Genomic DNA, 14,665 nt, shown 5'->3' on the forward strand with positions numbered 1-14,665 from the left:
AATGAAAACAATTACTTTAGTTTTTGGAGCAGTTTACGGAATGGTTTCTGTAATCCTTGGTGCATTCGGAGCACACGCTTTAAAGAAAATATTAGCTGTGGAAAGACTGGAAAGTTTTGAAACAGGCGTAAGATATCAGATGTATGCAGCTTTTTTCCTGCTGATCATCGGGTATATCTTAAAATTTGAAACCTCTGCTGAAAAATGGACTTCCATTTTAATGATTGCAGGTACTCTTTTATTCTCAGTAAGCATCTACTTCCTGAGCATGCAGGATTATTGGGGAATGAATCTTAAATTCTTAGGCCCCATCACTCCGCTTGGAGGTCTGATGATGATCTTAAGCTGGGGAATGCTGATCTTATATTTTGTTAAAAACAGAATATAAGAATGAAGATTAACAGAAGAAAAAGGTTAATACGAACATTCAATCTCTTAGATTAACCTATCAGATTCAATCCGTTTGTATTCAGCCGTATTTTTTTATGTGGGCTGTGACTGGTCTGGTGGGCGGTAATAGTAATATTGACTTATAAAACAATTTCTGGTGTATTTTTAGACCAGAATATCAATAAAAAAGTTCAGGGAGTTTCCTGAACTTTTTTGGTTTTATAAAGAGAAATTTTCATTCATCCATTTAAGTTTATTAAAGCTTTTAAGAAATTTCGCTTTGATGGAAATGAATTTTTCCTGTGCTTCAATCATTTTATTTTCCCTTGAATTGATCAGGAAAAGAGAACTCTCACCGTTCGCATACTTTGTTTCTTCTGCAGTAAGAAGTTGCTGGTAATTCACAAGATTATTTTGTGAAAGGGCTATCTGGGTATGGTAATTTAAAAGTTCGTTTTTATAGGTTTCAATTTTCGAGGTAAGCTCTCTTTTCTTGAATTCAGTATCAAGTTTATTCTGTTCTATTTTAATTTTGGCCATTTGATAACTGGCTTTGGCTTCCCTTTGAAATACCGGTATTTCAAGTTTTAATCCATATTGAAAATTATTGTCAAAAAGAGGAAGGTAATCTGTCCTATAATTTTCTTTGTTGAAGAAATTATAAGTAAAATCAAACTTGGGAAGAAAGCTCTGCCATTTCAGCTTCCGTTCACTTTCTAAAATATGATGTTTCTGAGTATAATACTGTACAGACCAATGGTTGGTGGTTTCTTTTGTTTTAATTTCCTGCAGAAGAAATTCAAAATCTGAGTAGGCGGTATGATCTGAAAGATGATCTGCAGGATAAAAAAGTTGTGAGATTTCATAAATTTCACGATTCTCTTTCCATAAAAATAACTGCAGCTGCTGGGTGTTTTTAACAAAATTTAAATAGGCTTCTTTCTGCTGAAGTTCAAAGCTCTGTAGCTGAGAAGCTGCTTCAACAGTATCGATAGCTGCTCTTTCTCCATATTCAAAAGTTTTCCGGGTGAGCTGCAGACGTTTTTTGCTGACCTCAACCGCTTTGTTTTGCAGCTTGTAAATTTCGAAACTTTGTACCCATTCCCAATAGGTGTTTTCTGCTTCAAGAAGAAGTTCATTGGTAAGTACAGTCTGTTCAGCTTCCGTCATTTTCGAAGCAAATTTCGCCTGATCCAATGCTGCTCTTCGTTTATCATACAAAAGATTTTTAGCTAAAGGAACAGTAATTCCCATGCTGTAAATGCCACCTTTGGTTTCACTGGAGTTGAGTTTTTCACCATCCAGATATTGATATCCTGCCGTAAGATCAATTCCGTACCAGGTAGGAATACCCAGTTCAATATTTTTTTGTCTGTAATATTGTACACCGTCAATGTTCTTTTCGCCCAGTTTTCCTCCTAAAATAGGATCAAAATTTCCTCTTGCTTTAGTAATCTCAGATTGCGCAATTTTGTTTTGCAGTTGATATTTCAATGCCATTGGATGATAATTTTTTACCACCGCCAGAAATTCATTTGCTGAAATCATGAGAGAATCCTGTGCTTTATGATACTGGAAAAAAAGAAAGATCAATATAAAAAGAAGTTTACTTTGTTTTCTCATACTTAGCAGTTTGATCATTTTTTACTTCATAATAATCTGGTGGAAAACCGTTGATATTTCTCCATAGTTCATACCAGATAGGAACATCATTAAGAATGGCAATTCCCTGTACACCTCCTCCCATTTTAATTTTTGGAGGCCATCTTTTTTCCTTTTTATCTTCAATAATCAATGCTTTAAAAAGTCCGTTTGCACTGATATTGCTTTCCACGGCAACCACCTTGCCTGCAAATGTTCCGTAGCTGGAATTGGGCCATCCCGAGAATACAATGGCAGGAAATCCATCAAAAATGCACATCACACGCTGACCTTCTTTCACAAGCGGGAGATCCACAGGTTTTATATAAATCTCAACTGCATAATCTACTGCTGTGGGAACAATTGTCCCAATATTTTCACCATCTTTTAAAACTTCACCAATTCCTGTTTTATTAAGCTGTACAATCTGACCGTCCTGTGATGCAATAATGAAATATAAGCCCTGTCTTGCTTTGTAATTGGCCACTTGATTTTCGAGCTTGGCAATTTCACCTTCACTGCCCTCAATCTGCCCCATGTTTTGAAAACGGTCTCCTTCTATTTTACTGAGTTTCTCTGTGTAATCCTGAATCACAGAATTCTGTTCAATTCCTATATTGATAATTTCCTGACGGGTTTGAGCCACTTTATTTTCTGATGCTGTTTTTTTGGCAACAGCATTTTGATAAGAAATACTTCTCTGCTGAAACTGGGTAAGAGAAACCAAACCTTCCTCATACATTTTTTTCTGCCGCGCAAACTGGTCTTCTGAAAGCTTAAGTTCATTACTAGCAGCGGTGAGTTCTGCTTCTTCACCGGTAAGTTTATTATTAAGCTGGCTTATTTTTATTTTGAGCTGATTCAGTTTTAAGTTTCTGGCTGAATGTAAGGCTTCAAGCTGGGTTTTCACTGTTCCTGCTTTTGCTTCATAGAAATTTCTTACTCCCTTTTTAGCATTTACCTGTTCCTGTGTTCTTTGTACCAAAAGCGGATCTAAATAATCATCTTTTATTTCGGAAAGCTGCAGTAAAGTATCTCCTTTTTTTACATAATCTCCGTTTTTAACATACCATTTGATGATTTTTCCCGGGATAGGAGAGTGAAGTTGCTGTGGACGCTGTTCCTGATAAAGAGAGGTTACATTTCCTTTCACTTTAATATTCTGTGTCCAAGGGAGAAATAAGGTAATTATACCGCCTATGAAGATAAACAGAAACCATCTTTTTACCCGTGACTTTTTATGAATATGATAGATATTGTCAAACGACTGTAGTTTCATTTTACTAATTGTTTTGAAGTGTTTTTAATGTTCCTCCTTCCAGATGAAAATGCTGATCGGCATATTGTAGCAGTTCTGTATCCTGAGAAACAATAATAATAGTTGTGTTTTCCTTGATTTTCTGGAGATATTTTATCATTTTGTCCTGATATTCTTCACGGATTCCTGCAAAAGGATTTTCCAGAATGATAAGTTTTTTGTTACCGAGGAGAGCACGAAGCAGCAGTATTTTTTTCTTTGAACTGAATGTGATTTCAGGATCAGTTTCACTTACTTCTGTAAAGAATCCGCTGCTGAACATACTTGAAATATTTTCTATACCCATATTTTCAGAAAGCTCAAGAATATCTTCTGTGTGGCTCTGGCTGCTTCCTAATAGGATATTTTCTTTAACGGTTCCCTGAATGATCTTCATATTTTCCAGATAAAGTCCAACATTATTTCTCCAGTGTCTTTTCTCTATATTTTTTAATGGAATTTTATCAATCAGAATTGCTCCTGAGCTGGGCTCGAAGAATCCTGTGATCATATTAAGCAGAAGGGTTTTTCCCGCTCCCAGTTTTCCTGTTAGAATGTTCAGACTGTTTTCTTTGATTTTGAAATTAAGGTCCGAAAGGATGGGAGTATTATCATTAAATGAAAAGCTTACATTTTTAAATTCAATTTCTGTCCCTTTTTCTTTCTGAGATAATGTGATTTCTCCGTTGGGTTCCTCTTTAAGTTCAGTGATTTTAGAGAGTTTGGCAAAAGACGCAATCAGATCATAATAACTTTCAAGGCTTACAATAAGCTTTTCTACAGCAGACATGATGCTTAGAACAACAATTTCTGTGGCAATGAATGCTCCGATATTTAGCTTTTGATTAATCAGAAGATAGGTTCCAATGGCCAGCATTGCTAAAGTAATGATGACTTTAAAAGCAATAATTGTTTTATACTGAAAAACGAGTACTTTAAAATGAGCTGTTCTGTGCTTAAGATATTCTATCACTCTTTCATCAGTTCCTTTTAAATGAGAATCATCTTCAGAATGCATTTTAAATGTTTTTACAGAACCGGCGATATCCTCTATCCATGCTGCTGTATCGTATTTTTTGTTGCTCTCTTCAATGCTGGATTTGATTCCGCTTTCCATTGTATATCTGAAAATAATTACAACAGAGAGAATAACCAGACCTCCGAATGCTAAAAACCAAGGATGATAAAAAGAGAGCAAGAGAATCCCAAAAACAATCTGTATTAAAGCAGTAGGAATTTCCAGTAATATTTTTGAAATTCCTTTCTGAAGATTCTGAATATCAAAGAATCGGTTGACAAGTTCCGGAAGGTAGTATTTTCTGGTGTAGGAAAGATCTGCTTTGGGGATTTTGTCTGCTATGGCGATGGAAAATTCTACAAATATTTTCTGCTGTATCTTTTCAATTATCTGGATCACTTTTAATCTGAAATATCCGGCAAGCCAGGTTCCGATTACGACAAAAAATATGAGGATATAAATGGAAGTTGTCATCGTAGCTCCCATCACAAAGCTTACAATAGACTGTATTCCTAAAGGTACGCTCAGCAAGACTAAACCATTCAGAATAGCATAGAAATAAATATTGGTAACATCTTTTTTTTCTTTTGTAATGTAGCGGATGAGCCTTTTTCCCTGTTCATTAGCTGGTATTTCCATTTTTCTTCTTTAGTAAAAGATTAACTGTTTTTTTAAGTTGTGAATTTTCCTTTGAATATCATCTGTTGTCACTGGAAACAGCTTTTGTTTTCCAGGAAATTGATAGGATTTGGTGATCACTTTTTCTGAAATAAGGACTTTTACCTGAATTGAATTTCATCTGAAAATTCATGAAATAGGTATGTTTTATTTCCGGGCTTCAAAGATAATAGATGGGATTTGTTAATATTCTTATCTACATTAGAATGACATTAAAATGTCATTAGAATATGATCGTGAGATTTAGTTTTTTTATGATCATTATCATATTATTCATAGATTCACCGCCTTGAATCTGATAAGATCGCATATAAACTTACAGAATGCGTTAAAAGTTCTATAATTTTCTTTTTAACCTTATTCATTTTTAGTAAATTTGTCAACCTTTAAATATTAAAATAAAATAATAAAAATAATATGAATCTTCACGAGTATCAATCAAAAGAGATTTTATCAAAGTATGGAGTAGCTATCCAACGTGGTTTCGTTGCAAACAACGTAGATGAAGCTGTAGCTGCTGCTGAAAAACTAACTGCTGAAACTGGCGCTCAAGGGTGGGTAGTAAAAGCTCAGATCCACGCAGGTGGTCGTGGTAAAGGTGGTGGTGTAAAGTTCTCTCCAAACATGGATAAGCTTAAAGAAAACGCTCAGAACATCATCGGAATGCAGTTGATTACTCCACAAACTTCTGCTGAAGGTAAAAAAGTAAATTCTGTTTTGGTTGCAGAGGATGTATATTATCCAGGTGAGTCAGAAACTAAAGAATTTTATGTTTCTATTCTATTAGACAGAGCTGAAGGTAAAAATACAATCGTATATTCTACTGAAGGTGGTATGGATATTGAGCACGTTGCTGAAGTAACTCCTCATTTGATCCACAAAGAAATCATTGATCCTGCTTTAGGTCTTCAGGGATTCCAGGCTAGAAAAATTGCTTTCAACCTAGGTCTTGAAGGAAATGCTTTCAAAGAATTTGTAAAATTCATCGGTTCTCTTTATAATGCTTACACAGGTATTGATGCATCTCTTTTCGAAATCAACCCTGTATTAAAAACTTCCGATAACAAAATTATCGCTGTAGATGCTAAAGTAACTTTAGATGACAACTCATTGTTCCGTCACAAAGACTTAGCAGAATTGAGAGATACAAGAGAAGAAGATCCAATGGATGTAGAAGCTGGTGAAGCAGGTCTTAACTTCGTAAAACTTGATGGTAACGTTGCTTGTATGGTAAACGGAGCTGGTCTTGCAATGGCGACTATGGATATCATCAAATTATCTGGTGGTAACCCTGCAAACTTCCTTGACGTAGGTGGTACTGCAGATGCTCAGAGAGTACAGACAGCTTTCGGAATCATCTTAAGAGATCCAAACGTAAAAGCTATTTTGATTAACATCTTCGGAGGTATTGTAAGATGTGACAGAGTTGCTCAGGGGGTTGTAGATGCTTACAAAGCTATGGGTAGCCTTCCTGTTCCATTGATCGTAAGATTACAGGGAACTAACGCTGTAGAAGCTAAAAAATTAATTGACGAGTCTGGTCTTCCGGTACACTCTGCAATTACTTTAGAAGAAGCGGCAAACAAAGTAAAAGAAGTTTTAGCGTAACCTAAAATTTTAAATAAAATAAGAAAACCGTTCCATTTTTTGGAGCGGTTTTTTTTGTGTTTATCTATTATAATTCCAGCAATCAATGTAAAAATGAGGAGCTGATAACTGTTTTTGGGGATAACAACTGGAAATTGGGTAGTTTTTAAGCTATTTTTAAATTTATCATAATTAGATGTTATTGTAAAAATAAAAATAGAAAAAGAAAAATGTATTGTGTAATTAAATCAATTTTTTGAAAAAAAAGTTTTTTATTCTTAATTGCTTTTATTTTTAATAAATGTTGTATTTATAGGAAGTTATGATACGCAAAAAGGAGGTTCATTTTGTATTGAATTCTATTGCGGAGCATATCAATGTTTAACACAAATAATGAAAATCTATGAAAAACAAAACATTTATTTTTTTCGGTTTGTTGGGTGCAGTATTAACTTTTGGACAACAAAACTATTGGAAAAAGACGGAAGAGGAGAAAGAAAAAGAGCTTGCTCCCAGAAATGTAATGCCGAAAACATTTTCCCTGTATAATCTTGACCTTGATAAGATTAAGAAAGAACTGAAAAAAGCTCCCGAACGCTTTTCTGATGACCATAGCCTTGTTCTGAAATTTCCGGATGCTGATGGAGAGTTTCATGATTATATTGTACAGGAAGCTTCAATAATGGAACCTGAGCTTCAGGAAAGATTCTCCGATATCCGTTCTTACACCGGGTGGGAAGAAAATCATCCGGAAAATACAATACGTTTCAGTACCAGTCCGGAAACAGGAATCAGTATAATGTATTTCAATGGATGGAACATCAGCTATCTGGATGCCTATACCAAGGATAATACTTCTTTTATCTATTATAAAAGAGAAGATTTACCGGAAAATCCTACGCCTTTCAGATGCAGCATACAGGAAGATGCCGATCAGCTATTGGGTAATGATCAGCTGTCAGATAATTTTGTTTCCGGCAGGCCTATGGTTTCTGACGGAGTATTCAGAACGTATAAGCTGGCATTGGCAGCTACGGGAGAGTATACCAAATATCACGGCGGAACAATTCATGGTGCAATGGCCGCAATGGCTACCACAATGACAAGAGTAAACGGAGTATATGAAAAAACGATAGCCGTTACCATGGTGATGGTGGCTAATAACCATCTTCTTATTTACAGAAATCCGGCAACTGACCCCTATACCAATGGGGATGAGGATAAGATGCTTAATGAGAATGTAAAAAACATCAATAATGTGATAGGATTTGCACATTACAATATAGGTCATGTTTTTGGAGTCAACAGTGGCGGAGTTGCAGGGTTGAGGGTTATATGTTCTAAATTGAAAGCACAGGGGGTTACAGGTTCCGGTACTCCCATTAATGATCCTTTTGATATAGATTATGTTGCCCATGAAATGGGACATCAGTTTGGAGCCAATCATACCTTCAGGGCTAATACCGTAGCTTGTAAAGGAAATGTAAATAACAGAACAGCGTATGAGCCGGGAAGTGCCAGTACTATTATGGGATATGCAGGAATATGCGGAGGGAATAGTATTCAGCCGCATAGTGATGCTTATTTCCATGCTGCCAGCGTAAAAGAAATGTATTATACTATATCAAGGGATATCGATTGCTCTGCTAAAAGACGAATGGTTAACAGGGTTCCTACTGCTAACGCAGGCCTGGATTATTCTATTCCTAAAGGAACTGCATTTGTACTGACAGGTCAGGGAACAGATCCGGATAATGATCCGCTTACCTATTTATGGGAACAATATGACAACAAGAATAACATACAGCCGCCACTTCCTTCTAATGTCCAAGGCCCTGTATACCGATCGAGATTACCAAAAACTGAGAATATGAGATATTTCCCGCATTTGTCAGCTGTTTTATCTAATAACTTAACTCCTATGTGGGAAGTTACTCCTAACGTTGCAAGAACTTTGAATTTTTCACTGCTTGTTAATGATAATAGAGCAACGGGAAATCAAACGGCTCATGATGCTATGGTAGTAACCGTAACGAATGCCGGACCATTTAAAGTAACCTCGCATACAGGAAACTCATATAGTCCGGGTACCCATACCATAAAGTGGAATGTGGCAGGAACGGATACAGGAGCTGTAAGCACAAAGTATGTTACCATTCTTCTTTCCAAAGATGGAGGCTATCATTTTGATACTGTTCTTGCAGCCAATGTTCCTAACAATGGCTCTGCTGTAGTTAATTTTCCTAATGAAAATATTGGAACAGCAAGAATTATGGTAAAAGCCGTGGGAAATATTTATTTTGCTGTGAATACAACTAATTTTTCCATAGCGAAAACAGCTTCGCAGGTTAAAAAGGAAATAAAGGCAAATCGTTTTGCTGTTTATCCTAATCCTTCTCAAGATGAAGTGAATATCAGACTAGATGATGAAAATAGTGAAGCTCTGTACAGCCTGATGGATAGTTCAGGAAGGATTGTGAAAAAAGGAAATCTGAAAGGTTACGCAAAAATTCAGGTTCATGATTTTGCTGCAGGAACTTATTTTGTAACTGTCAATACAACAAACGGTAAGAAATATACAGAGAAACTTATTATCAATAAATAAAATGAAAACTTCTTTCTGGAAGTGTCATGGTCGGAGGAAAAATTCTTCCGACCTTTTATTTGTCGAGATTTTCCGGCAAGTTAGTCTCGCCATTGGTAATACTGATACTCGTTGGCGTTACCAGCTGAATTTTATCCGTATCAAAGCGTTCTTTAATCCCTAAATAGGCCTGGCTTCTTACCTGCGCAAGATTAGCCCCTACTTTTATCCAGAATTTTACCTGGAGGTTAAATGCACCTTGCTTCAAATCTGTAAAAATCACTTCTACAGTGTCAAGCTTATCCACATTATCAAGGTTTTTAACCACATCAAGAATTCCTTTCTGAGCTTTAGTGATATCTTCATCAGCCGGAATTTCAAAGTTTAAAATTATCCTTCGCTGTGGAGAGGCCGTAATATTATAAAACGGAGCATTGAAAACAACCTGATTAGGGATATAGGCTTTCTTTCCGTCATCAGTAAGAATTTTTGTAGTGAGAAACCCGATTTCCTGTACTGTTCCTGAATGGGTTCCGATCGTAATATAATCTCCTACCTTGTAAGCTTTGTCAATTCCAATAAGCATTCCTGAGAAAATACTGGATACCAGGTCTTTCAGAGCAACCCCGGCAATAACCCCCGCAACTCCTAAGCTTCCGATAAACTTCCAAAGAAAGCCACTGAAACCCATTATTTCAAGAGCAATAAAGGTTCCCATCAGCATGATCAAAAATCTGAATACACTGATTAAGGTGACTAATGAACTCTCTTTGCGACTTTTAGGAAAAAATTTATGGAATAATTTTACCGCTGCCTGGCTTAAATATTTGCTGGTAACCAGGAAAAAGGTAAATACTAAAATTCCAACAATCAGCTTGGGTGTAAGTTCAGCGAAGGTGATATACCAATTTTCCAATACCTTGTAAACAAGATCTACATACCTCAGTCCGGTTTTCTCCATGAATAAAATTTTAATTAAAGATATAAATTTTCATCAAAAAATTTGCCAGTTCCAAAAAGTCTACTAAATTTGTAGACTATAAAGAAAGAACATTATGTCAATCAAACTAGGAGATACAGCGCCCAACTTTCAGGCAGAATCATCAGTAGGCGATATCAATTTTTATAATTATCTGGGAGATTCCTGGGGGATTTTGTTTTCGCATCCTGCAGATTACACACCGGTATGCACAACAGAGTTGGGATATACCGCAAAACTTCAGTCTGAGTTTGATGCCAGAGGTACGAAAGTAATTGCCCTGAGTGTAGATGGGGTAGAAGATCATCAAAATTGGGTTAAAGATATTAATGAAACTCAGAACACCCAAGTTCAGTTTCCTATTATTGCCGATAAAGACAGAAAGGTTTCAGAAATGTATGATTTTATTCATCCCAATGCTTCGGCTACCGCTACAGTACGTTCTCTTCTGATTATTGATCCTTCCAAAAAAGTAAGACTGATTATTACCTATCCGGCCTCTACAGGAAGGAATTTTAACGAGATCCTTAGAGTGCTGGATTCTTTACAGTTAGTAGATAATTATCGTGTAGCCACTCCTGTAAATTGGAAAACCGGAGAAGATGTTATTATACCTCCAACCATTTCTACAGAAGACGCACGAAAAATATTCCCAAAAGGTGTAACGGAAATAAAACCGTATTTGAGATACACTCCACAACCTAATACATGATTTATTTGATTTTTTATAGTTTAGTTTTAATTTGTACGAAAAGCGCCCCGGAAATAAATTTCCGGGGCGCTTTCATTTTTTTTATAAGTATTTCAGTGATTACTTAACGTCGTTGATGATTTGTTTTGCTTTAGACGTTGGAAGATAAATCTGGAAACCTAAACCAAAAGTAATTTTGTTAGTGTATCCACCGCTTCCGAATCCAGCGTTTGCATCATATTTCACTAAACCTTCCAATCCGATGTTTGGAGTGATGAAGTAAGAATATCCAGGTCCGAATCCAAAGTTAAGACCGTTAGAAGAAGAACCTCCTTTAGAGATTGACATCCCTCCAACACCTACGTTACCTTCGAAGAACCATCTTCCGTGGTGTAGTAAGTTGTTTACTCCTTGCTCTCCCGGATTAAGATAATAACGTCCTAATGCTCCTACGTTATAAGTGAAAGTAGTGGGTGCATCTTTAGCTCCTTTGAAACCTAAATCTACATATCCCCCAACTGCGATATTATCTTCAATGAAATAGGCTCCTTTAGGCTGAATTGCAAAGTTGTATCCTGCTCCTTCATTTAAACCAAAATTTGCCCCTACAAGGTTACCCCCTACCATCCAATTACCTTTCTGAATTTGAGCGTTGGCAGTTGCTGTTAAGCCTGCTACGGCTAATATTCCTGTTAAAATAAGTTTTTTCATAATTTATTATTTTAATAATTAAATGTTTATTATTCACGAATTATAGAAAAAACAATAAATGTGCCAGACTCTTAATTTTACGTAATTTTTCTAAATAAACGTTAAGATTACCAGTGAGATATAATTTACTTTTTTAACAGATTAACTGAGGATATCATAATGATAAAGAAAATAAAACAGGCGTTTTGGAATGAAAATGATAAAAACAGATGTTATTTTGTTAATGTTCCAAATTGCTGTTTTTTCTTTTGATTTGCCTTCCTATTATATTAAATAAACAAAAGAATGATGGAAATGATCAAGCCGGCAATCGTAAACTTGATTCCACGTTTGAATGCTTTTGTTTTAGGATTAAACATCCAGAAACTTGAGATGACAAAAAAGAAAAGGGAAACTCCGAAGAATACACTTAGAGGAGATATAGCATCTTTAGATTGTGATTTGTGAAGAGAAACCATTTTATCCAATACAAAAGGAAGTTCCTTCTTAGTGTATTTGGCTTTTCCGGTGGCACTGTCATAAGTTCCCTGTTTAAAATAAAGAACGCTTCCTTCTGTTTTTTCCACTTCCAGGCCTTTCATCTTCAGTTCTTTTTTCAGTTCTTTCTCTGAAAGATTGGCAGCAATGTTTTTTTCATATTTTTTTTCGCTTTTCAGAAAATCAGTGTCTCTGTACACCAGAAGGATTCCACTTAACGAATATACCGCCATAATTCCGGCAAGGAAATATCCCAGATAACGGTGTGTAATTCTCATGAAACTTCTTGTGTCTTTAATCTTATCCATATCTATTGTTTTGTTTTTGTTTAAAATTTCAAAAGTGGAAACTGCAAAAATGCAATCTCCACTTTTAATGAAAGAATTATTATTTAAAGAATTCTAGAAATTCTAGAGTCTGTATGTCAATGTGAAATAGTAATTTCTAGGCGTAATAGGATTCACTGAATAATTCTCGTGAACATTGTAGTTTACAACATCAAACAGGTTGCCCACTTTCCCCTGGATAGAGAATTTTTTCCAACCATAACCTATACTTATATCAACAGTTGTAAACCCATTGATATCAATCATTCTAGTCTGCTGAGTTTGTCCTTTTACGTCATTCCAACCGGCTTGTCTTTTTCCGGTATAGAATGCTGTAGCTCCTACTTTCAGACCTTTTACAAAGTCTGTAAAGGTATAGAATACGGAAGCATTTGCTGTAAGAGCAGGAGTTCTTACCAATTTTTGATCTTCAACAAATCCGTCATTTGGAGTTTTTGTATATACAGTATTATTATAAGAAATACCTCCAATTAGGGATAGATATTTCGTAGGGTTTCCTGTGATATCCAATTCAACACCTCTACTTCTTATGTTACCAGCATATACCTTATATAAAGCAAGTTTATTGTCTGCAAGGTATGGAGATGTATAAGCGTCTCTATTATTTATTTGATAAGCAGTTAAGTTCACAGCTATAGCATTGTTCCAAAGATTTTTTTTAACTCCTACCTCATACTGATCAATTGTGGATGCTTTTAAGGATTGATTGTTTTGATCAAACCCTGAATTCGGTGAGAATGAATTGGTATACGTTGCAAAAACTGATAAATTATCATTAGGATTATAAATTAATCCTACTTTTGGAGATACTGCGTGTGCTTGTAAACCACTGTTTACTGTAGGTGTTTCTGTTCCTTTTAAGAAATCTTTTACTTCAGTATCTTCATTTTTTAAATAAGACCATCTTACACCTGCTAACACTTTGAATTCTTTAGTAACACTGATTAAATCCTGTGCATAAAGGCCAAATCTTTTTGTAGCTATTCTGTTTCTAGATGCTCTGTAGGTGTCTGGCATAGCACCGTCATTTGACCAAGTAGAAGGATTATTTAAATATAAAGTCCCATAGTTGACATTAGCAGGATTTGTGAAATTATAAGCATAAGTATCTGCTAAGCCATAATCTCCATCAGCTCCGAATAGCACTTTATGAATGATATTACCGGTTTTGAATTCACCGTTTAGGTTAACTTGTAATGAAGTATAGTTCTGTTCTGTATAATTTCTTCCTAAAGTTCTGTTCCAAGATGGGTTAAAATTTCCTTTTGCAGATTCATACTGCCATTGAATTCTTTCCGTTGAAAAATAATCTTTCGTATAGTTCTGATAAGAAGCAACTGCATTTAAGCTCCACTTACTGTTCAATTGATGATTCAAAACAACATCAGTAGTAGCTTGTTGATTGGTTTGATACTGCCAGTTGGCTCCCAAAAAGCTTCTACGATCAACTTCAGTAGCCAATCTTGATACTCCAGTGGTTTTATCAGTAACACTTCCAATTCCAAAATCAGGAGTGAAATTATGATATAAGTAGTCAGCTTCTACAATTAACTGTGTGTTTTCACTCAAGTTGAAAACAAAAGATGGGTTGAAATAGTGCTTTTTAGACTCTACCATATCTCTGAAACTTTCAGCATATTCATAAGTACCATTAACTCTGAATGCTACTTTTTTGCTTAATGGTCCATAAATGTCAAACATAGGTTTGTAAGAATTCCAGCTACCTCCACTTAATCCAACTGATCCGCCAAATTCAAATCTTGGTTTCTTTGTAATAAGATTTACAATTCCACCAGGTCCGACGTTACCATACAACATGGCATTTGCTCCTTTTAAAACTTCCACTCTTTCCAGACCACTTACTTCAGGAAAAACGCCACTGTTTACTTTTGCTCCGTTTTTAAAAATATTGTCATTTCCAAAAATAAACCCTCTTCCACCAAAACTATCTTGAGATCCTCCTCTTGCAGATGTTAGGTAAATACCATTTACATTTTTAATAACATCACTCAGCTGTTTTGCCTGCTGCTGCTCAATGATTTCGTGAGTAACAATAGCAATAGGCTGAGGGTTTTCCATTACCGTCAGATTAGATTTTGTTGATAATGGTCTTGCCTGGTTAGGATTTCCCGTTTTATGAAGGTTGATATCCTCAATAGTTTGAGTTCTGATAGTATCAGCTTCAGTATTTTTCAGCTGTGAACTTGCCGAAGCGGCGATAAACAGAAGACCTAAAGAAAGTAATTGTCTTTTCATTTTATTTTT

General features: G+C 35.6%; 11 protein-coding genes. 4 read left to right on the top strand and 7 right to left on the bottom strand.

What is annotated here, in order from left to right:
- The first annotated feature begins 1 nt into the window (after position 1).
- Positions 2 to 388, top strand: a complete 387-nt coding sequence (locus KBP46_RS18720; protein ID WP_216443887.1) for a DUF423 domain-containing protein — start codon at positions 2 to 4, stop codon at positions 386 to 388.
- A gap of 221 nt (positions 389 to 609) precedes the next feature.
- On the opposite strand, the gene KBP46_RS18725 is transcribed toward KBP46_RS18720, so the two are convergent.
- Genes KBP46_RS18725 through KBP46_RS18735 form a run of 3 tightly spaced genes read right to left on the bottom strand, consistent with a single transcriptional unit; the run spans position 610 to position 4,985 of the window.
- On the bottom strand, positions 610 to 2,013 hold the full coding sequence (locus KBP46_RS18725) for a TolC family protein (RefSeq protein ID WP_216443888.1): 1,404 nt from the start codon (positions 2,011 to 2,013) through the stop codon (positions 610 to 612).
- Positions 1,997 to 3,310: an HlyD family secretion protein gene (locus KBP46_RS18730; protein WP_216443889.1), complete on the bottom strand. Its 1,314-nt coding sequence runs from the start codon at positions 3,308 to 3,310 to the stop codon at positions 1,997 to 1,999. Before KBP46_RS18730 ends, KBP46_RS18725 begins: the two co-directional genes overlap by 17 nt.
- A gap of 4 nt (positions 3,311 to 3,314) precedes the next feature.
- Positions 3,315 to 4,985: a peptidase domain-containing ABC transporter gene (locus KBP46_RS18735; RefSeq protein ID WP_216443890.1), complete on the bottom strand. Its 1,671-nt coding sequence runs from the start codon at positions 4,983 to 4,985 to the stop codon at positions 3,315 to 3,317.
- Positions 4,986 to 5,441: 456 nt separating this feature from the next.
- On the opposite strand from KBP46_RS18735, the gene sucC reads away from it, so the two are divergent.
- Together sucC and KBP46_RS18745 are read left to right on the top strand one after the other, a co-directional pair.
- Positions 5,442 to 6,632 carry an ADP-forming succinate--CoA ligase subunit beta gene (gene sucC / locus KBP46_RS18740; RefSeq protein WP_062676270.1) on the top strand — a complete coding sequence of 397 codons (1,191 nt, stop codon included), beginning with the start codon at positions 5,442 to 5,444 and terminating at the stop codon, positions 6,630 to 6,632.
- 382 nt (positions 6,633 to 7,014) lie between these two features.
- Positions 7,015 to 9,216, top strand: coding sequence for a reprolysin-like metallopeptidase (locus KBP46_RS18745; RefSeq protein ID WP_216443891.1), 2,202 nt, complete (start codon positions 7,015 to 7,017; stop codon positions 9,214 to 9,216).
- 55 nt (positions 9,217 to 9,271) lie between these two features.
- Here the strand turns inward: KBP46_RS18745 and KBP46_RS18750 are convergent, their stop codons facing one another.
- On the bottom strand, positions 9,272 to 10,156 hold the full coding sequence (locus KBP46_RS18750; protein WP_062676268.1) for a mechanosensitive ion channel family protein: 885 nt from the start codon (positions 10,154 to 10,156) through the stop codon (positions 9,272 to 9,274).
- Positions 10,157 to 10,250: 94 nt separating this feature from the next.
- Between KBP46_RS18750 and KBP46_RS18755 the strand changes: the two genes are divergently transcribed.
- On the top strand, positions 10,251 to 10,886 hold the full coding sequence (locus tag KBP46_RS18755) for a peroxiredoxin (RefSeq protein WP_123279164.1): 636 nt from the start codon (positions 10,251 to 10,253) through the stop codon (positions 10,884 to 10,886).
- 99 nt (positions 10,887 to 10,985) lie between these two features.
- Here KBP46_RS18755 and KBP46_RS18760 read toward each other — a convergent pair whose 3' ends face one another.
- The 3 genes from KBP46_RS18760 to KBP46_RS18770 all read right to left on the bottom strand — a co-directional run bounded on the left by KBP46_RS18760 (position 10,986) and on the right by KBP46_RS18770 (position 14,656).
- Complete coding sequence (locus tag KBP46_RS18760; protein WP_047435061.1) at positions 10,986 to 11,576, bottom strand: outer membrane beta-barrel protein; 591 nt, start codon at positions 11,574 to 11,576, stop codon at positions 10,986 to 10,988.
- A gap of 269 nt (positions 11,577 to 11,845) precedes the next feature.
- On the bottom strand, positions 11,846 to 12,361 hold the full coding sequence (locus tag KBP46_RS18765; protein ID WP_062676266.1) for a hypothetical protein: 516 nt from the start codon (positions 12,359 to 12,361) through the stop codon (positions 11,846 to 11,848).
- A gap of 102 nt (positions 12,362 to 12,463) precedes the next feature.
- Complete coding sequence (locus tag KBP46_RS18770) at positions 12,464 to 14,656, bottom strand: TonB-dependent siderophore receptor (RefSeq protein WP_216443892.1); 2,193 nt, start codon at positions 14,654 to 14,656, stop codon at positions 12,464 to 12,466.
- Between the last annotated feature and the right edge of the window lie 9 nt (positions 14,657 to 14,665).

This window comes from Chryseobacterium sp. PCH239 (assembly GCF_018924625.1).
GTDB lineage: Bacteria > Bacteroidota > Bacteroidia > Flavobacteriales > Weeksellaceae > Chryseobacterium > Chryseobacterium cucumeris.